We start from the raw sequence: 18,446 nt of genomic DNA, 5'->3' as shown, positions 1-18,446 counted from the left end.
GCGATGGGCCGCAAAGCGGCCCCTGATAGTTATTGTAATAATCCGGTTGTTATTCAGGCTTTTCCTACGCCAGTGAAAGATACTCTCCCACGGATGCCTCGTAGAATGGTGACAGTGTATTCCCACCTGTCACCCCACTTGTCCGCCCCATAGCGGGAAGTGGTCCGCTACTGGATATAACGAGAGCACCTGATGTTTGAACTCGATTTTTACGGGACGCTTGTAGCCGCCTCTTTGGTACTGTTATTGGGGCGCAGCCTGGTCGCGCGTATTGGTTTCCTGCGCACTTACAATATTCCGGAACCTGTCGCTGGCGGCCTGGTAGTGGCCTTGGCGCTCTTGGCGTTGCGCAGTTTCGATATCCACGTGCAATTCGATACTTCACTGCAAACCCCTCTGATGCTGGCGTTCTTCGCCACCATTGGTTTGAGTGCAGACTTCGCCAGCCTGAAAAAAGGTGGCCGCGTGGTTACCGTGTTCCTGCTGGTGGTAACCGGTTTGCTGCTGGTCCAGAACGCCATGGGCATCGGCCTGGCAACGGCACTGGGGCTCGACCCGCTGATGGGCCTGCTGGCTGGCTCCATCACCTTGTCCGGCGGCCACGGCACTGGTGCTGCTTGGGGGGCCACTTTCACCGAAAAGTTTGGCCTGGCCTCGGCCTCCGAACTGGCAATGGCATCAGCTACCTTCGGCCTGGTACTGGGTGGCCTGATTGGTGGCCCGGTCGCCCGGTTGCTGATCAAGCGGGTAACGACACCTGGTATCGAAGAAGCAGCACCACAACTGCCCAAAGGTTTCGAACAACCGGACAAAGAGCGCCTGATTACACCGTTTTCATTTATCGAAACACTGGCGCTGATCGCTGTCAGTTTGCTCGCAGGCTCGTTACTTAACGGCTTGCTGAAAGGCACTGCATTTGAACTGCCAACGTTCGTTTGCGTGCTGTTCGTGGGCGTGGTGTTGCGAAACGGCCTTTCGGCGCTCGGCTTTTATCAAGTTTTCGAACGGGAAGTGTCGGTATTGGGCAATGTGAGCTTGTCGTTATTCCTGGCCATTGCCTTGATGTCGCTCAAGTTGTGGGACCTTTCAGCGTTGGCATTACCGTTCTTTGCATTGCTCGCCGCACAGACATTGGTCATGGCACTGTTCGCGATATTCGTCACGTTCCGGGTCATGGGCCGCAACTATGATGCAGCGGTACTGGCTGCCGGGCACTGTGGTTTCGGCCTGGGCGCAACGCCAACGGCAATCGCCAACATGCAAGCGGTGACCCAGCGCTACGGAGCCTCGCGCATTGCCTTCCTGGTGGTGCCGATGGTGGGGGCGTTCTTCATCGACATCATCAATGTCATCGTCATCAAGCTGTATCTGGCGCTGCCCTGGTTTGCCTAGATCGAGATCAGGCCATGTTCCAGGGCGTATTTCACCAGTGCCGCAGGCGTATCGATGTTGAGCTTGCGCCTGATGCTCAGCCGGTAGGTTTCAACTGTTCGGACACTGATATCCAGCTCTCGGGCCATTTTCTTGTTGTTGTGCCCCTTGGCGATCATTGACAGCACTTGTAGTTCACGGGGTGTCAGTTCGTGCTCGTCCCGGTTGCTCCCGGCGAGCTTGCGAGTGATTTCCGAGCTGTAGAAGCGTCCTCCCGCAGCAATGGCCTCGATGGCCGCGATAAGCTCTGCGGAGGGCGCATTCTTCAGCACGTAACCTAGCGCTCCGGAACTGATTGAGGTGCGCACGTACTCCTGGTTGTCGTACATGCTCAGCATGAGGATCCTGATATCCGGGTAGAGTTCGCGCAGCCTGCGCGTGAGCTCCAACCCATTCATGTCCTGAAGCCCTACATCGACCAGGAGGATGTCCAGTTCGGTACTCGCTACCAGCTCGATTGCCTGGGCCGCTGACTCGGCCTGGCCGACCACCTCGAAATGCGGGATCGCGCACAGCAGGGCCTTGACGCCATCACGCACAAGGACATGGTCGTCGACCAGGGCGATTCTGACCGGATGGGTTACGCTCATGGGGGCCTCGAGGGTTGGAGTGGCAAAGCTGCTCAGCTGATCGTAACCGGTATCTGCACTTGTAGTTCGGTACGGCCGTAAGAGGATGCGATGTTGACGCTACCCGAGTGGTGCTCCACTCGTTCGCGAATGTTCCTCAGGCCGATACCGTGGCATTCGTCTGCTGCGCGGGTATCGAACCCTACCCCGTTGTCCTCGACACGCAACACGATCATGCCCTGCTGTTGCGTGACGGAAACGATCGCTGCAGTGGCCTTGGCATGACGCTCCACGTTCGCCAGGGCCTCTTGAATGATGCGGAACAGCGTCAACCTGAGGCTGGTATCGATGTCCGCCGCATCCATTTCACATTCATACTGAGTGTGAATCGAAGTACGTTGCTCGAACTCACTGACATGTTGCTCGATGGCCGGCGACAACCCCAACGTGTCCAGAAGCGAGGGGCGCAGATCATGGGAAATACGGCGTATCTCACCGATCGCCGCGCCAAGTCTGCAAGTACCTTTGCGCAGGTTTTCCAGGCCCTCGCTTCGGCCGTTGGCCAGTTCGATGGCGGCCAGCTCATACTGGAACTTGATCGACACCAGCTCCTGGCTGATCCCGTCATGCAGTTCACGCGAAACCCGCGAGCGCTCCTCCTCCTGCAGGTTCACGATCCGCTGGTTGAGTGTGGAAAGCTTACGGTCCGCCAGGCGATGTTCACTGACGTTCAGCATCAGGCCACCGGTAAAAATCACCAGTACGGCAATCAACGAAAACGAGGCGATCGCCAGAACCGTGGTCAGTACCCCGGTAGCGACTTCTTGCCGAGACTTGCGGGTCGCCACCTCCACATCGTCGATGTATATGCCTGTGCCAAGCATCCAGCCCCAGCGGTCCAGCATCACGACATATGACAGTTTCCCGGTAATCTGCCCGGAAGAAGGCTTCTGCCAGTCGTACAGCTGGTATCCATCGCCCTCCCTGGCGCTCTTGAGTAGCGCCTGGATGACCGGTAGCCCGTTCTTGTCGGTCAGCGTAATGAGTTGCTTGCCAACCAGCTCGGACTGCCTCGGGTGCATCAGGTTCTTGCCCTGCTGGTCGTACACGAAGAAGTAGCCGTCGAGGCCGAAGTTGGCTTGGGACAGGATCTCCAGTGCACGCTGCCGAGTTGCTTCATCATCGGTGCTGCCTTCATACAACGGCGCGATGAGGCTCATCGCCAGGCCCAGGTAGTTTTTCAACTCGGCCTTCTTTGCTGCCATGATGCTGCTTTCAACCAGGCGTGCCTGTTCCTCCTCCAGCTTGCGGCTCTGGGCAAACACGAGGACACAGATGAACAGGACCGAAAGGACGAGTGGAAGCACACTGAGGGTGACGATCTTGTGCTTGAGTTGCATGGTCATTTCCAATGCAGGAGCGGGCCGGCAACAGCACTATGCCTGCTGCCGGCCTTCCAATGCGAGAGCACCACGATGAACGTTGCGCCTGCCGGGGCTTGTCAGCGCTCAGCAGCAACGAACAGGGCGTCCCTTCCCACCACCGTAACGTGCCTCCTGTCGCTCCCGGAAAAACGCCTCGTAGGACATCAGCGGCTTTTCCGGGTGCTTGAGCTGCATGTGCTCCACATAGGCGTCGTAGTCTGGCATGCCGACCAGCATCCGGGCGGCTTGCCCCAGGTACTTACCCATCTTGCTCAGGTCATTGAACATTCCGGGCGCCCTCTCAGGCGTCCGGCTGTGGCTGGAACGGTGATTCCTTGTCGGTGCGCTCGGGCATTACCCAGGCACGGCGCCCAACCTTCACGGCAAAACAAAGAATGCTCAGGACCACCAACAGGAACAGTGCTGTCAGCGTCGCGTTGGTATAGGCATTGAACACAACGTGCTGCATTTGCATCAGATCCTTCGCAGGCGCCAGTACCTGGCCTGCGGCGGCAGCATCACTGTACTTCTTGGCAAGCGCCAGGAAGCCCATCGAGGGGTCCTTGTCCAGCAGCTTGATAAGACCGGCCGTAGTGGTGCAGATCAGCAGCCAGACGGCTGGAATCAAGGTAACCCAGACGTATCGCTGACGCTTCATGCGGATAAGCACCACACAGCCGAGCATGAGCGCGATCCCGGCCAGCATCTGGTTGGAGATGCCGAACAGCGGCCAGAGGGTATTGATGCCACCCAGCGGGTCGATCACCCCTTGGTACAGCAGCCAGCCCCACATGGCCACGCAACCTGCGGTAGCGATGAGGTTCGCTGTCCAGGAGTCGGTCTTCTTCAGAGCCGGCACGAAATTGCCGAGCAGGTCCTGCAGCATGAAGCGTCCCGCACGGGTGCCGGCATCGACGGCAGTGAGGATGAACAGTGCCTCGAAGAGAATTGCAAAGTGGTACCAGAACGCCATGGTGTTCTCGCCTGGCAGCGCCTGGTGCAGGATCTGGGCAATCCCCACGGCCAAGGTCGGCGCTCCACCGGCGCGAGCCAGGATGGTGTGCTCGCCAATGTCGGCGGCAGTCTGTTGCAGGATTTCCGGCGTTATGGTGAAGCCCCAGCTGCTCACGGTAGCCGCCACGGTCGCGACATCGCCACCCACCACGGCGGCCGGGCTGTTCATGGCGAAGTAGATCCCAGGTTCGATGACCGATGCCGCGACAATGGCCATGATCGCGACAAAGGACTCCATCAGCATCGCGCCGTAGCCGATGTAACGGGCATGACTTTCATTGGCCAACAGCTTGGGTGTGGTACCCGAGCTGATCAACGCGTGGAAGCCAGACACCGCGCCGCAAGCCACGGTAATGAACAGGAAGGGGAACAGGGCGCCCTTCCAGACCGGGCCCGTGCCATCGATGAAGTGGGTAACGGCTGGCATTTTCAGGTCGGGGGCGATGACCAGGATGCCGATTGCCAGGGCGACGATGGTCCCGATCTTGAGGAAGGTCGAAAGGTAGTCCCGTGGCGCCAGGATCAGCCATACGGGCAGTACCGCGGCAACGAAGCCATAGCCGATGAGCATCCAGGTAATCTGCAACCCGGTGAAGGTGAAGGCAGGCCCCCAGACTGGGTCGGCGGCGACCAGGCCACCGCACCAGATGGACGCCAGCAGCAGGACCACGCCGATCACGGAGATCTCACCGATACGCCCTGGGCGCAGGTAGCGCATGTAGACGCCCATGAACACTGCAATCGGCAACGTGGCCATTACCGTGAACATGCCCCAGGGGCTCTCCGCCAGCGCCTTGACCACGATCAGCGACAACACCGCGAGGATGATGATCATGATCAGGAAGGCACCGAACAAGGCGATGGTACCAGGGATGGAGCCCATCTCTTCGCGTACCAGTTCGCCCAGGGAGCGACCGTTGCGACGGGTGGAGATGAACAGCACCATGAAGTCCTGGACAGCACCCGCCAGGACCACACCGGCGATCAGCCAGAGCGTGCCGGGCAGGTAGCCCATTTGTGCGGCGAGCACCGGGCCAACCAAAGGGCCCGCGCCGGCAATGGCAGCAAAGTGGTGCCCGAAGAGAATGTGCTTGTTGGTCGGTACGTAGTCCAGGCCGTCGTTGTTGAGCACGGCGGGCGTGGCGCGTGCGGCGTCCAGTTGCATCACCTTGTTGGCGATGAACAGGCTGTAGTAACGGTAGGCAATGAGGTAGATGGCAACTGCTGCGGTCACGATCCAGAGGGCGTTGATGGCTTCGCCCCTGCGCAGGGCAAGCGTGCCCAGCGCAAATGCACCAAGCAAGGCAACGGCAAACCAGGCAATTCGGGTAGCCAGTGTGGTCATCGAATTTTCTCCTGTCGCGGGTGGTAAACCTGCGACGGCTTTTGTTGTTGTATGTGTCCGGATAAGGACGGCGACACTTTCGCCATCCCGGGTCCACAAGAAAATTCGCAGTACTACGGGCGCGATCTACGTAGAACTACGTAGACCGGGCATCGCAAAAAGGACTGCCTGAAGGGCTGGCGGCTGTAACTCGCGCCCTGCAGGCAGGTCCGTATCGATTTCAATACGCCGTATTCAAATCAATACACATCCATTCGGATACGGCTGTGCAAGGGTTTGATCCCCAAACCCTTTTTCATCCCCCTCCCGCTGTAGCGTTTTCATTCCACAAGTATGACAAACTGAATACGCAAAATAATTAACATATTGATTTATAACGTTTTTTAACGATTGGCCGCATTTTTGCTAAGGGAATCCCAACCCCAAGAGCGCGGAGCCACTGCGCCTAACGCCCTGCTTCCCGAGGATTCCCCATGAGCGAGTTGCGTTTCACTGAAGATCACGAATGGCTGCGCGTCGAAGCCGATGGCAGCGTCACCGTGGGCATCACCGCCTACGCCCAGAACGCCCTTGGCGATGTGGTTTTCGTGCAACTGCCAGAGTTGCAGCAGTATGAGAAAGGCAGCGAAGCGTCCACCGTCGAATCGGTCAAGGCCGCCAGCGGTGTGTACATGCCCCTCACCGGCGAAGTGGTCCAGATCAACGACCAACTCGAAGACAGCCCGGAACTGGTCAACGAAGACCCGATGGGCGAAGGCTGGTTCTTCCGCTTCATTCCCGCCGACGCCAGCGCCGTGGCCGCCCTGCTCGACCAGGACGCCTACGACCGCCTGATCAAAGCCAACGACGACGCCTGAGGAACCCCGCCATGACCATCAACCTCGGCACCGCCAACGAATTCATCGCCCGCCACATCGGCCCGCGCGCCGCTGACGAGCAGGCCATGCTGGCCGCCCTCGGCTTCGATTCGCTGGAAGCCATGACCGCCGCGGTCATTCCCGACAGCATCAAGGGCACCAGCGTGCTCGGTTCGCACGACGGCCAGAGCGAAGCCGACGCGCTCGCCGCGCTCAAGGCCATCGCCGGCAAGAACCAGCTGTTCAAGAGCTACATCGGCCAGGGCTACTACAACACCCACACCCCGGCACCGATCCTGCGCAACCTGCTGGAAAACCCGGCCTGGTACACCGCCTATACCCCGTACCAGCCAGAAATCTCCCAGGGCCGCCTGGAAGCGCTGCTGAACTTCCAGACCCTGATCAGCGACCTGACCGGCCTGCCGATCGCCAACGCCTCCCTGCTCGACGAAGCCACCGCTGCGGCCGAGGCCATGACCTTCTGCAAGCGCCTGTCGAAGAACAAGGCCAGCCACGCCTTCTTCGCCTCCGTGCACTGCCACCCGCAAACCCTCGACGTGCTGCGCACCCGTGCCGAGCCGCTGGGCATCGAGATCGTGGTCGGCGACGAGCGCGAGCTGGGCGATGTCAGCGCCTTCTTCGGCGCCCTGCTGCAGTACCCGGCCAGCAACGGTGAAGTGTTCGACTACCGCGAAGTGGTCGAGCGCTTCCACGCCGCCAACGCCCTGGTCGCCGTGGCCGCCGACCTGCTGGCCCTGACCCTGCTGACCCCGCCGGGCGAGTTCGGCGCCGACGTGGCCATCGGCAGCGCCCAGCGCTTCGGCGTGCCACTGGGCTTCGGTGGCCCGCACGCGGCCTACTTCTCCACCCGTGACGCGTTCAAGCGCGACATGCCGGGCCGCCTGGTCGGCGTGTCGATCGACCGCTTCGGCAAGACCGCCCTGCGCCTGGCCATGCAGACCCGCGAGCAGCACATCCGCCGCGAAAAGGCCACCAGCAACATCTGCACCGCCCAGGTGCTGCTGGCCAACATCGCCAGCATGTTCGCCGTATACCACGGCCCGGCTGGCCTCAAGCGCATCGCCGAACGTACCCATGCCCTGACCGCGATCCTGGCCGCCGGCCTGAAGACGCTGGGCGTGCAGGTAGTGGGCGCCAGCGCCTTCGACACCCTGACCCTGGCCACCGGCAGCGCCACTGCCAGCCTGCATGACAAGGCCCGCGACCTGGGCATCAACCTGCGCCAGATCGACGCTGCCCACGTGGGCCTGTCGCTGGACGAAACCAGTAGCCAGGCCGATGTCGAGGCCCTGTGGCAGCTGATCGGTGGCGACCAGGCCCAGCCGGACTTCAACGCGCTGGCCGCCAGCACCGGCTCGCTGCTGCCTGCCGCCCTGCTGCGCCAGTCGGCCATCCTCTCGCACCCGGTATTCAACCGCTACCACAGCGAAACCGAGCTGATGCGCTACCTGCGCCGCCTTGCCGACAAGGACCTGGCGCTGGATCGCAGCATGATCCCGCTGGGCTCGTGCACCATGAAGCTGAACGCCGCCAGCGAAATGATCCCGGTCACCTGGGCCGAGTTCGGCAACCTGCACCCGTTCGCCCCGGCCGAGCAGAGCCAGGGCTACCTGCAGATGACCACCGAGCTGGAAGCCATGCTCTGCGCCGCCACCGGCTACGACGCCGTGTCGCTGCAGCCCAACGCCGGTTCCCAGGGCGAGTACGCAGGCCTGCTGGCCATCCGCGCCTACCACCGCAGCCGTGGCGAAGGCCACCGCGACATCTGCCTGATCCCGTCGTCGGCCCACGGCACCAACCCGGCAACCGCGCACATGGCCGGCATGCGCGTGGTGGTCACCGCCTGTGATGCCCGCGGCAACGTCGATGTCGAGGACCTGCGCGCCAAGGCCATCGAGCACCGCGAGCGCCTGGCCGCGATCATGATCACCTACCCGTCGACCCACGGCGTGTTCGAGGAAGCGATCGGCGAAATCTGCGCGCTCATCCACGACAACGGTGGCCAGGTGTACATCGACGGCGCCAACATGAACGCCATGGTCGGCCTGTGCGCCCCGGGCAAGTTCGGCGGCGACGTTTCCCACCTGAACCTGCACAAGACCTTCTGCATCCCGCACGGCGGTGGCGGCCCGGGCGTCGGCCCGATCGGTGTCAAGTCGCACCTGGCGCCGTTCCTGCCCGGCCACGCGCAGCTGGAAAACACCGAGGGCGCGGTTTGTGCCGCGCCGTTCGGCAGCGCCAGCATCCTGCCGATCACCTGGATGTACATCCGCATGATGGGCGGTGCCGGCCTCAAGCGTGCCTCGCAGATGGCGATCCTCAACGCCAACTACATCGCCCGTCGCCTCGAAGAGCACTATCCTGTTCTGTATACCGGCGGCAATGGCCTGGTGGCCCACGAGTGCATCCTCGACCTGCGCCCACTGAAGGACACCAGCGGCATCAGCGTCGACGACGTGGCCAAGCGCCTGATCGACTTCGGCTTCCACGCCCCGACCATGTCCTTCCCGGTGGCGGGCACGCTGATGATCGAACCGACCGAAAGCGAGTCCAAGGAAGAACTGGACCGCTTCTGCGACGCGATGATCCAGATCCGCGAAGAAATTCGCGCGGTCGAGAACGGTAGCCTGGACAAGGACGACAACCCGCTGAAGAACGCCCCGCACACTGCGGCCGAGCTGGTTGGCGAATGGACCCATGGCTACAGCCGCGAGCAGGCGGTGTACCCGCTGCCGAGCCTGGTGGAAGGCAAGTACTGGCCACCGGTCGGCCGGGTCGACAACGTGTTCGGCGACCGCAACCTGGTGTGCGCCTGCCCGTCGATCGAGAGCTATCAGGACGCCTGATAGCCCTCGGGCCCGCCACCTGACTCAAGGTGTGGTCCGCTGTGGGAGCGGGCGTGCCCGCGAATGCGATGTTGGCTTCAACCACGCATTCGCGGGCACGCCCGCTCCCACAGAGTTCACCGTTTGCCCAATATCCTGGCTGGAGGTCCACCATGTCTTTGAGCGTCTTCGACCTGTTCAAGATCGGCATCGGTCCCTCCAGCTCGCACACGGTCGGCCCGATGCGCGCCGCCGCGCGCTTCGCCGAAGGGCTGCGCCGTGATGGCCTGCTTGCCCGCACGGTCAGCGTCAAGGCCGAGCTGTACGGCTCGCTCGGCGCCACCGGCAAGGGCCACGGCAGCGACAAGGCCGTGCTGCTGGGCCTTGAAGGCGAACACCCCGATGTCATCGACACCGACACCATCCCTGCCCGCCTGCAGGCCATCCGCGACAGCGGTCGGTTGAACCTGCTCGGTGAGCACAGCATCGCGTTCATCGAAAAGCAGCACCTGGCGATGATCCGCAAGCCGCTGGACTACCACCCCAACGGCATGATCTTCCGCGCCTTCGACGAGGCCGGCCTGCAAATCCGCAGCCGCGAGTACTACTCGGTGGGCGGCGGTTTCGTGGTCGACCAGGACGCTGCCGGCCGCGACCGCATCGTCGAGGACAGCACACCGCTGACCTACCCGTTCAAGACCGCCAAGGAGCTGCTCGGCCATTGCACCGGGCAAAACCTGTCGATCAGCCAGGTAATGCTGGCCAACGAGGCGGCCTGGCGCCCCGAGGCGGAAACCCGTGCCGGGCTGCTGCGCATCTGGCAAGTGATGCAGGACTGCGTCGAAGCCGGTTGCCAGCATGAAGGCATCCTGCCGGGCGGGCTCAAGGTCAAGCGCCGGGCGCCGGCGTTGTACCGCCAACTGAGCCGCAACCCGGAGGCCAGCCTGCGCGATGCCCTGTCGGTACTCGACTGGGTCAACCTCTATGCCCTGGCAGTGAACGAGGAAAACGCCTATGGCGGGCGTGTGGTCACCGCGCCGACCAACGGCGCGGCGGGCATTGTCCCGGCGGTGCTGCATTACTACATGCGCTTCGTACCGGGAGCCAACGAGGACGGGGTGGTGCGGTTTCTGCTCACCGCCGCGGCCATCGGCATCCTGTACAAGGAAAACGCCTCCATCTCCGGCGCCGAAGTTGGCTGCCAGGGCGAGGTCGGCGTGGCCTGCTCGATGGCCGCCGGGGCGCTGTGCGAGGTGATGGGTGGCACCGTCCAACAGGTGGAAAACGCTGCCGAAATCGGCATGGAACACAACCTGGGCCTGACCTGCGACCCGATTGGCGGGCTGGTCCAGGTGCCTTGCATCGAGCGCAACGCCATGGGCTCGGTGAAGGCGATCAACGCGGTGCGCATGGCCTTGCGCGGCGACGGGCAGCACTACGTGTCGCTCGACAAGGTCATCCGCACCATGCGCCAGACCGGCGCCGACATGAAAAGCAAATACAAAGAGACCGCCCGTGGCGGCCTGGCCGTCAACATCATCGAATGTTGACCCGACAACAACAGCAAGGAGTCACCGATGTCCGAAACACTGCTCAAGACCCCACTGCACGCCCTGCACCTGGAACTGGGTGCGCGCATGGTGCCGTTCGCCGGCTATGACATGCCGGTGCAGTACCCGTTGGGCGTGCTCAAGGAACACTTGCACACCCGCGAGCAGGCCGGCCTGTTCGATGTCTCGCACATGGGCCAGATCACCCTGCGCGGCAGCGATGCCGCCAAGGCCCTGGAAAGCCTGGTGCCGGTGGATATCATCGACCTGCCGGTGGGCATGCAGCGCTATGCCATGTTCACCAATGAGCAAGGCGGCATCCTCGACGACCTGATGGTCGCCAACCTGGGCGACGACACGCTGTTCCTGGTGGTCAACGCCGCCTGCAAGGACCAGGACCTGGCCCACCTGCAAGCGCACATCGGTAGCCGTTGCGAGGTGCAGCCGCTGTTCGAGCAGCGCGCTCTGCTGGCCCTGCAAGGCCCGGCGGCGGTCAAGGTGCTGGAGCGCCTGGCCCCTGAAGTGGCCGGCATGACCTTCATGCAGTTCCGCCCGGTGAAACTGCTGGGTGAAGACTGCTTCGTCAGCCGCTCGGGCTACACCGGCGAAGACGGCTACGAAATCTCGGTACCGGTACATGCCGCCGAAGCCCTGGCCCGCCGCCTGCTGGCCGAGCCCGAAGTACAGCCGATCGGCCTGGGTGCGCGTGACTCGCTGCGCCTGGAAGCCGGCCTGTGCCTGTATGGCCACGACATGAATACCGAAACCACGCCGGTGGAAGCCAGCCTGCTGTGGGCCATTTCCAAGGTTCGCCGTGCCGATGGCGCGCGTGCCGCTGGTTTCCCGGGTGCCGAGGCCATCTTCGCTCATCAGCGCGATGGTGTGGCGCGCAAACGTGTGGGCCTGTTGCCGCAGGAGCGTACCCCAGTACGTGAAGGCGCGGATATTGTCGATACAAACGATAAACCTGTAGGCAAAGTGTGCAGCGGCGGCTTTGGCCCGACACTCGGTGCACCTGTAGCAATGGGTTATATCGATAGTGAACATAGCGCTATCGACACCTCACTGTTTGCCCTGGTGCGCGGCAAGAAGGTTGCCTTGAAAGTCAGCAAAATGCCTTTCGTGGCACAACGTTACTACCGGGGCTGAAGCCGCTTTGTGAAGGTTGCGGGCAGGTTCGACATATTCGTTTTCGAACCTGTCCAATAACTTTTGAACATGGCGCCAGGCCAGGCGCCATGCCGTTTCCGACAAATCGGTCGGTTATCGGCAAACGGCCGATTTTCCATACGACCAAGGGCTTGTTTTTCGCTCGGGAGTTGGCGTAGAGTCACTGCACTGTGTTTGCATGGGTCGCAACAGTTCGTGACCTGGGCCAGTAGCCGCAATCTGCTACAACCCGTTCGACGTCTCTTACTTTCCTGCAACCCAGCCCAGTAATCTTTTGCTTCCTTTATTGCAAAAGAAACTGTCATCAAAATTCAAGCTTCATAGGAAATAAGACAATGGCTGAGCGTCAGAACGGTACCGTCAAGTGGTTCAATGACGAAAAAGGTTACGGCTTCATCACCCCAGAAAGCGGTCCGGATCTGTTCGTGCACTTCCGCGCTATCGAAGGTAACGGCTTCAAGAGCCTGAAAGAAGGCCAGAAGGTCACCTTCGAAGCAGTCCAGGGCCAGAAAGGCATGCAGGCTGACAAAGTTCAGGTCGCCGGCTAAGCCGAACCCGACTTCGAGAAAAGCCCCTGCCAAGTGCAGGGGCTTTTTTTTGCCCGTAGAATAGCGGCTTCGTCTTCTGGAGCCGTTTTGCATGTCCAAGCCTCTGCTCACACCCCAGGGTGATTTTCCGCCGGTCGGCCTGGGCCGGCGCCTGGCGGCGATGTTCTACGACTTCCTGCTGTGCACGGCGCTGCTGATCGTGACCGCCGGTGCCTACAAGATGATCCAGATGGCGATCATCGGCGAAGCCCGCATGCGTGAGCTGACCGAGGCTGGCGCACTGGACGGCGACCCGCTGTTGTCCACCGTGTTGCTGTTCGTCCTGTTCGGTTTCTTTGCCAAGTTCTGGACCCATGGCGGGCAGACCCTGGGCATGCAGGTGTGGGGCGTGCGGGTGCAGAACGCCGATGGCACAGCCATCAGCCTGTGGCAGGCGCTGCTGCGCTTCGTGGTGTCGATTGCCTCGTGGCTGTGCTTGGGGCTGGGGTTTTTCTGGGTGTTTATCGACAAGCGCCAGCGGGGCTGGCATGACATCTATTCGGAAAGCCAGCTGGTGCGGGTGCCGAAGCAGAAGAAATGAACTGAGACCTGTATTGCCTGTGCTGGCCTCTTCGCGGGTAAACCCGCTCCCACAGGTACAGCACAGGCATCACGACCGGTGCGATTCCTGTGGGAGCGGGTTTACCCGCGAAGGGGCCAGCACAGGCGAACACCCATGAAAAAGCCGACCCTGAGGTCGGCTTTTTTGTACAGCTCAGGCCATCAACCTGCCCGGCGCAACAACCACACACCGGCCAGCGCGCAGATGCCTGCCGGGATCACCACCGCCAGCAGCGGCGGGAAGCCGAACACCTGGCTCGAAGGCCCCAACAAGTCCTGGGCGATGCGGAACACGAAGCCCACCAGTACACCAGTGAACACGCGCTGGCCAAGGGTTACCGAACGCAGTGGGCCGAAGATGAAGGAAATGGCCATCAGCACCAGCGCCGCGGTCACCATCGGCTGCAACACCTTGGTCCAGAACGCCAGCCAGTAACGGGCATTGTTCAGGCCCTGGTCGGACAGGTAGTGGATGTAGTCCCACAGCCCGGTGATGGACAGCGACTCCGGCGCCAGGATCACGGTATTGAGCAGTTGCGGCGTGAGCGAAACGTCCCAGCGCTCCTGCGGCGCGGTCACCACTTCGGTGTGGTCGCCACGGAAGAAGGTGGTGCGCACGTCGCTGAGCATCCAGTGGTCGTCCTGGTACTGTGCACGGCGGGCGAAGCTCGAGGTGACGATCTTGCGCTCGCTGTCGAAGCGGTAACGGGTCACACCCAGCAGCAGGCCGTTAGGCTGCACGGCGTTGATGTGCACGTACTCCTCGCCCTGGCGGTGCCACATGCCGCGCTTGGAGCTTTGCGCATCACCACCACCCTGGGCCAGGGAACGGTCGGCCTGGGCCTTGTTCTCGGTCACCGGCGCCACGTACTCGCCGATCAGCAGGCCGACCAGCATCAGTACCAGCATCGGCTTCATCACCGCCCAGACGATGCGCCCGATGGAAACCCCGGCAGCACGCATGATGGTCAGTTCGCTGCTGCTGGCCAGGCTGCCCAGGCCGATCAGGCAGCCGATCAAGGCAGCCATCGGCAGCATTTCGTACAGGCGCCGCGGTGCGGTCAGCAGGACGAAGTTGCCCGCCTCCATCACCGTGTAGGTGTCACTCAGGTCGCTCATCTCGTCGATGAAGGCAAACAGCGAAGCCAGGCCGAGGATGATCCCCAGCACGGCGAGGATGGCCAGCAGCACGCTCTGGCCGATGTAGCGGTCGAGCTTACCCATGGGCCACCTCCGCACGACGGGCGGCGCGCTTGAGACGCAGCGGCTCCCAGTACATCAGGCCCAGGCCGATCAGCAGGAACAGGCCGTGGACCCACCACATGCCCAGGGCGATCGGCAGTTTGCCCTTCTCGAGGGCGCCACGTACGGAAATCAGCATTGTCAGGTAGGCCATGTACAGAAGAATTGCCGGCAGCAGCTTGAGGAAGCGGCCCTGGCGCGGGTTGACCCGGGACAGCGGCACCGCCAGCATGGTGACGATGAACACCAGGATCGGCAGCGACAGCCGCCATTGCAGCTCGGCGCGCTCACGCAGGCCTTTCTTGCCGATCAGCTCGGAAGTGGGGATGGCTTCGCGATCGGTCACTTCCTCGGCGACTTCCGGCTTGGGCAGCAGCACGCCGTAGGTGTCGTACTTGATTGCACGGTAATCGGCCTGGCCCGGGTTGCCGTCGTAACGGTAACCGTTTTCCAGCACCAGATAGCGGTTGCCGTCGGCCTGGATTTCCTGGTGGCCTTTTTCGGCAACCAGCACCGACGGGGCGCGGTCCTTGGTCTTGTCCTGGTTGAAGCGCTTCTCGGAAATGAACACCCCGGCCAGGTTGATGCGGTCGTCCGACAGCTCTTCGGTGTAGGTCACCCGCGAGCCGTCGCGCAGGGTCTGGAAGCGGCCCGGCACCAGGGTGTCGAACTCGGTCAGGGCATCCTGCTGGCTGATGATCTGCTGCACCTGGGCAACACCCAGCGGCGCCAGGCTCAGGCTAAGCCAGGCCACCAGCAGGGCGACCAGGGCGGCCGGTGCCATGGTCAGGCCCAGCAGGCGCTGCTGGCTCATGCCGGTGGCTGACAGCACGGTCATCTCGCTTTCCAGGTACAGGCGCCCGTACGCCAGGAGAATGCCGAGGAACAGCCCCAGAGGCAGGATCAGCTGCAGGAAGCCCGGCAGACGGAAGCCCATGATCAGGAACAGCACGCTCGGGTCGAGCACACCCTGGGCAGCCTGGGCCAGGTACTTGATGAAGCGCCCACTCATGATGATCACCAGCAGCACGGCGCTGACGGCGCTCAAGGTCACCAGGACCTCGCGGGACAGATAACGAAAGACGATCAAACCAGACACTCCTGGGTTGTCAGGGCGGACTGCCAATCAATGGCGCCAGACAATGACTTAGTACAGCCAAGACCAATGCCGGTTCGCCAAAGGCGAACCTCCATGTAAAGTGCGCGCATTATCCTGTGATTGACCGCCCCTGTCACTTCGCCGCGCATGAAGGCGCACAACGGGGTTGTCAGCACGCTTGCCGCAGGCTCAAACTGGCAGCTTTTCCGCTGGCGCGCGACGACGCGGCCAGGCCCGTCCAGAGCGCTGGAACACACAGCGCCGACTGTATCGATCATTCGGGGATCCTGACATGGAACTGGTTGTAAAAAGCGTAGCTGCTGCATCCGTAAAAACCGCCACCCTGGTCCTCCCGGTAGGTGAAAACCGCAAGCTCGGCGCCGTGGCCAAGGCCGTCGACCAGGCCAGCGAGGGCGCCATCAGTGCCGTGCTCAAGCGTGGCGACCTGGCCGGCAAGCCGGGCCAGACCCTGCTCCTGCAGAACCTCGCGGGCCTGAAGGCCGAGCGCGTACTGCTGGTGGGCAGCGGCAAGGACGAAGCCCTGGGCGACCGCGCCTGGCGCAAACTGGTCGCCAGCGTCGCTGGCGTGCTCAAGGGCCTGAACGGCGCTGACGCAGTGCTGGCCCTGGACGACATCGCGGTCAGCAACCGCGATGCCCACTATGGCAAGTACCGCCTGCTGGCCGAAACCCTGCTCGACGGCGAATACGTGTTCGATCGCTTCAAGAGCCAGAAGGCCGAGCCGCGCGCCCTGAAGAAGGTCACCCTGCTGGCCGACAAGGCCGGCCAGGCCGAGGTCGAGCGTGCCGTCAAGCATGCCAGCGCCATCGCCACCGGCATGGCTTTCACCCGCGACCTGGGCAACCTGCCGCCCAACCTGTGCCACCCAAGCTTCCTGGCCGAACAGGCCAAGGACCTGGGCAAGGCGCACAAGGCGCTGAAAGTCGAAGTGCTGGACGAGAAGAAGATCAAGGACCTGGGCATGGGCGCGTTCTACGCCGTCGGCCAGGGCAGCGACCAGCCACCACGCCTGATCGTGCTCAACTACCAGGGCGGCAAGAAGGCGGACAAGCCGTTCGTGCTGGTGGGCAAGGGCATTACCTTCGACACCGGCGGCATCAGCCTCAAGCCTGGTGCCGGCATGGACGAAATGAAGTACGACATGTGCGGTGCCGCCAGCGTGCTCGGCACCCTGCGTGCAGTGCTCGAGTTGCAGCTGCCAGTCAACCTGGTGTGCCTGCTGGCCTGCGCCGAGAACATGCCGAGCGGCGGCGCCACCCGCCCGGGTGACATCGTCACCACCATGAGCGGGCAGACCGTGGAAATCCTCAACACCGACGCCGAAGGCCGCCTGGTGCTGTGCGACACCCTGACCTACGCCGAGCGCTTCAAGCCGCAGGCAGTCATCGACATCGCCACCCTGACCGGTGCCTGCATCGTCGCCCTGGGCAGCCACACCACCGGCCTGATGGGCAACAACGACGACCTGGTCGGCCAGTTGCTCGACGCCGGCAAGCGCGCCGACGACCGTGCCTGGCAGCTGCCGCTGTTCGATGAGTACCAGGAGCAACTGGACAGCCCGTTCGCCGACATGGGCAACATCGGCGGGCCGAAGGCCGGCACCATCACCGCCGGCTGCTTCCTGTCGCGCTTTGCCAAGGCCTACGACTGGGCGCACATGGACATCGCCGGCACCGCCTGGGTCAGCGGTGGCAAGGACAAGGGCGCCACTGGCCGCCCTGTGCCCCTGCTGACCCAGTACCTGCTGGACCGCGCTGGCGCCTGACGCCATGAAGCCGGTGGCGCCCCGCGCGCTACCGGCCGGCGATACCACCATGAGCAAAGTCGATTTCTACATCCTGCCCACCGACTCGCTGTCGGCGCGGCTCGATTTCGCCTGCAAGCTGTGCGAAAAGGCCTGGCGCCTTGGCCACCGGGTCTACCTGCATTGCCAGGACGCCGAGCAGCGCAGCGAGCTGGACCAACGCCTGTGGCGCTTCAAGGGCGAGGCCTTCGTGCCCCACGACCTCGCGGAGGTACATGCCGATGCCAGCGTGGCATTGGGCCTGGCCGCCGACAGTGCAGGCGATCACCACGACCTGTTGATCAACCTGGGCGCCGGCGTACCGGCCTTCGTCGGCCAGTTCGAACGGGTGGCCGAAATAGTCGTTGAAGAGCCTGGCATCCGCCAATCGGCCCGTGAACGATTCCGTTTCTACCGTGAACAGGGCTATGCTCTGCAAGACCACCGCTTACAGCGACTTTGACGACGATGGACAAGCCCTCCCCCCTGCCCGATTCCGCTCATCTGCTCGATGACCTCGAGTCGATACGCCAGTTGCTTGGCGACGCCGACCTGCAACCGCCGCTGCTGACCGAGACGGTGGAGCAGATCCCGTTGCTGCTGGAAGAAGCGCCCGGCAATCATGTGCCTGCGGCCGAACCGGTAGCTGCCGAACCCGAAGATGACCCGCAGACTCGTCGCCAGGACACCCTGCTGCACCTGGAAAGCGAATTGCGTGCGGCGGCGCAGATGATCATGCAGGACGTGATCAACGACTTCACCCCGCACATCGAGAACGAGATCAAGCGCCGGCTGGATGCGCGGATCGAGCGGTTGATCAAGCGTTCCGAGTAAAACCGAAATTCGGCGATGCCTTCTTCGCGGGTAAACCCGCTCCCACAGGACCGGCGCAAGTCTCAAAGCTTGCGCAGCTCCTGTGGGAGCGGGTTTACCCGCGAATAGGCCGT

16 protein-coding genes are annotated in these 18,446 nt (G+C 62.6%); 10 read left to right on the top strand and 6 right to left on the bottom strand.

All coding sequences use genetic code 11. From position 1 onward, the window contains the following. Window positions 1–192: 192 nt before the first annotated feature. Entirely contained in the window at window positions 193–1,392 is a 1,200-nt protein-coding gene (gene gltS, locus C163_RS04845) for a sodium/glutamate symporter (RefSeq protein ID WP_025337850.1), read from the top strand. Here the strand turns inward: gltS and C163_RS04840 are convergent. From C163_RS04840 to C163_RS04825, 4 genes are all read right to left on the bottom strand, one after another. Further along, window positions 1,389–2,021, bottom strand: a complete 633-nt coding sequence (locus tag C163_RS04840; RefSeq protein WP_025337849.1) for a response regulator transcription factor — start codon at window positions 2,019–2,021, stop codon at window positions 1,389–1,391. The genes gltS and C163_RS04840 overlap by 4 nt on opposite strands. Window positions 2,022–2,053: 32 nt before the next feature. Continuing rightward, a complete protein-coding gene (locus C163_RS04835; RefSeq protein ID WP_025337848.1) occupies window positions 2,054–3,400 on the bottom strand; it encodes a cache domain-containing protein in 1,347 nt (448 codons plus the stop codon). 108 nt (window positions 3,401–3,508) lie between these two features. Continuing rightward, on the bottom strand, window positions 3,509–3,712 hold the full coding sequence (locus C163_RS04830; RefSeq protein WP_003257949.1) for a YbdD/YjiX family protein: 204 nt from the start codon (window positions 3,710–3,712) through the stop codon (window positions 3,509–3,511). A gap of 13 nt (window positions 3,713–3,725) precedes the next feature. Then, window positions 3,726–5,783: a carbon starvation CstA family protein gene (locus tag C163_RS04825; protein ID WP_025337847.1), complete on the bottom strand. Its 2,058-nt coding sequence runs from the start codon at window positions 5,781–5,783 to the stop codon at window positions 3,726–3,728. Between the two features lie 473 nt (window positions 5,784–6,256). On the opposite strand from C163_RS04825, the gene gcvH reads away from it, so the two are divergent. From gcvH to C163_RS04795, 6 genes are all read left to right on the top strand, one after another. Then, window positions 6,257–6,640, top strand: coding sequence for a glycine cleavage system protein GcvH (gene gcvH, locus C163_RS04820; RefSeq protein ID WP_003257943.1), 384 nt, complete (start codon window positions 6,257–6,259; stop codon window positions 6,638–6,640). Between the two features lie 11 nt (window positions 6,641–6,651). Next, window positions 6,652–9,507, top strand: a complete 2,856-nt coding sequence (gene gcvP, locus C163_RS04815) for an aminomethyl-transferring glycine dehydrogenase (RefSeq protein ID WP_025337846.1) — start codon at window positions 6,652–6,654, stop codon at window positions 9,505–9,507. A 152-nt stretch (window positions 9,508–9,659) separates the two neighbouring features. Beyond that, the gene (locus C163_RS04810; protein ID WP_025337845.1) at window positions 9,660–11,036 is read left to right on the top strand and encodes an L-serine ammonia-lyase; all 1,377 of its coding nucleotides are present in this window, start codon (window positions 9,660–9,662) and stop codon (window positions 11,034–11,036) included. Window positions 11,037–11,063: 27 nt separating this feature from the next. Beyond that, on the top strand, window positions 11,064–12,185 hold the full coding sequence (gcvT, locus tag C163_RS04805; RefSeq protein ID WP_025337844.1) for a glycine cleavage system aminomethyltransferase GcvT: 1,122 nt from the start codon (window positions 11,064–11,066) through the stop codon (window positions 12,183–12,185). Between the two features lie 356 nt (window positions 12,186–12,541). Continuing rightward, window positions 12,542–12,754, top strand: coding sequence for a cold-shock protein (locus C163_RS04800; protein ID WP_003257941.1), 213 nt, complete (start codon window positions 12,542–12,544; stop codon window positions 12,752–12,754). A 91-nt stretch (window positions 12,755–12,845) separates the two neighbouring features. Beyond that, on the top strand, window positions 12,846–13,334 hold the full coding sequence (locus C163_RS04795; protein WP_025337843.1) for an RDD family protein: 489 nt from the start codon (window positions 12,846–12,848) through the stop codon (window positions 13,332–13,334). 182 nt (window positions 13,335–13,516) lie between these two features. Here C163_RS04795 and lptG read toward each other — a convergent pair whose 3' ends face one another. Together lptG and lptF are read right to left on the bottom strand one after the other, a co-directional pair. Further along, on the bottom strand, window positions 13,517–14,578 hold the full coding sequence (lptG, locus tag C163_RS04790) for an LPS export ABC transporter permease LptG (RefSeq protein ID WP_025337842.1): 1,062 nt from the start codon (window positions 14,576–14,578) through the stop codon (window positions 13,517–13,519). Further along, on the bottom strand, window positions 14,571–15,686 hold the full coding sequence (lptF, locus tag C163_RS04785; protein ID WP_025337841.1) for an LPS export ABC transporter permease LptF: 1,116 nt from the start codon (window positions 15,684–15,686) through the stop codon (window positions 14,571–14,573). The genes lptG and lptF overlap by 8 nt, the downstream gene beginning before the upstream one ends. Window positions 15,687–15,987: 301 nt before the next feature. Here lptF and C163_RS04775 point away from each other — a divergent pair, with 301 nt between their 5' ends. Genes C163_RS04775 through C163_RS04765 form a run of 3 tightly spaced genes read left to right on the top strand, consistent with a single transcriptional unit; the run spans window position 15,988 to window position 18,333 of the window. Continuing rightward, entirely contained in the window at window positions 15,988–17,481 is a 1,494-nt protein-coding gene (locus C163_RS04775; RefSeq protein WP_025337839.1) for a leucyl aminopeptidase, read from the top strand. A 49-nt stretch (window positions 17,482–17,530) separates the two neighbouring features. Continuing rightward, window positions 17,531–17,962, top strand: a complete 432-nt coding sequence (locus C163_RS04770; RefSeq protein ID WP_025337838.1) for a DNA polymerase III subunit chi — start codon at window positions 17,531–17,533, stop codon at window positions 17,960–17,962. A 5-nt stretch (window positions 17,963–17,967) separates the two neighbouring features. Next, window positions 17,968–18,333 (top strand): hypothetical protein, encoded by a 366-nt coding sequence (locus C163_RS04765; RefSeq protein ID WP_013971096.1) that lies wholly within the window; start codon window positions 17,968–17,970, stop codon window positions 18,331–18,333. The last annotated feature ends 113 nt before the right edge of the window (window positions 18,334–18,446 follow it).

Source organism: Pseudomonas sp. FGI182 (assembly GCF_000511325.1).
Lineage (GTDB): Bacteria > Pseudomonadota > Gammaproteobacteria > Pseudomonadales > Pseudomonadaceae > Aquipseudomonas > Aquipseudomonas putida_Z.
This window is presented reverse-complemented; position numbering and strand designations above follow the sequence as displayed.

Bases quoted from the DNA above. Each gene is read 5' to 3' on its own strand.
- gltS (WP_025337850.1), top strand. From the start codon at position 193: ATGTTTGAACTCGATTTTTACGGGACGCTTGTAGCCGCCTCTTTGGTA.
- C163_RS04840 (WP_025337849.1), bottom strand. From the start codon at position 2,021: ATGAGCGTAACCCATCCGGTCAGAATCGCCCTGGTCGACGACCATGTC.
- C163_RS04835 (WP_025337848.1), bottom strand. From the start codon at position 3,400: ATGCAACTCAAGCACAAGATCGTCACCCTCAGTGTGCTTCCACTCGTC.
- C163_RS04830 (WP_003257949.1), bottom strand. From the start codon at position 3,712: ATGTTCAATGACCTGAGCAAGATGGGTAAGTACCTGGGGCAAGCCGCC.
- C163_RS04825 (WP_025337847.1), bottom strand. From the start codon at position 5,783: ATGACCACACTGGCTACCCGAATTGCCTGGTTTGCCGTTGCCTTGCTT.
- gcvH (WP_003257943.1), top strand. From the start codon at position 6,257: ATGAGCGAGTTGCGTTTCACTGAAGATCACGAATGGCTGCGCGTCGAA.
- gcvP (WP_025337846.1), top strand. From the start codon at position 6,652: ATGACCATCAACCTCGGCACCGCCAACGAATTCATCGCCCGCCACATC.
- C163_RS04810 (WP_025337845.1), top strand. From the start codon at position 9,660: ATGTCTTTGAGCGTCTTCGACCTGTTCAAGATCGGCATCGGTCCCTCC.
- gcvT (WP_025337844.1), top strand. From the start codon at position 11,064: ATGTCCGAAACACTGCTCAAGACCCCACTGCACGCCCTGCACCTGGAA.
- C163_RS04800 (WP_003257941.1), top strand. From the start codon at position 12,542: ATGGCTGAGCGTCAGAACGGTACCGTCAAGTGGTTCAATGACGAAAAA.
- C163_RS04795 (WP_025337843.1), top strand. From the start codon at position 12,846: ATGTCCAAGCCTCTGCTCACACCCCAGGGTGATTTTCCGCCGGTCGGC.
- lptG (WP_025337842.1), bottom strand. From the start codon at position 14,578: ATGGGTAAGCTCGACCGCTACATCGGCCAGAGCGTGCTGCTGGCCATC.
- C163_RS04775 (WP_025337839.1), top strand. From the start codon at position 15,988: ATGGAACTGGTTGTAAAAAGCGTAGCTGCTGCATCCGTAAAAACCGCC.
- C163_RS04770 (WP_025337838.1), top strand. From the start codon at position 17,531: ATGAGCAAAGTCGATTTCTACATCCTGCCCACCGACTCGCTGTCGGCG.
- C163_RS04765 (WP_013971096.1), top strand. From the start codon at position 17,968: ATGGACAAGCCCTCCCCCCTGCCCGATTCCGCTCATCTGCTCGATGAC.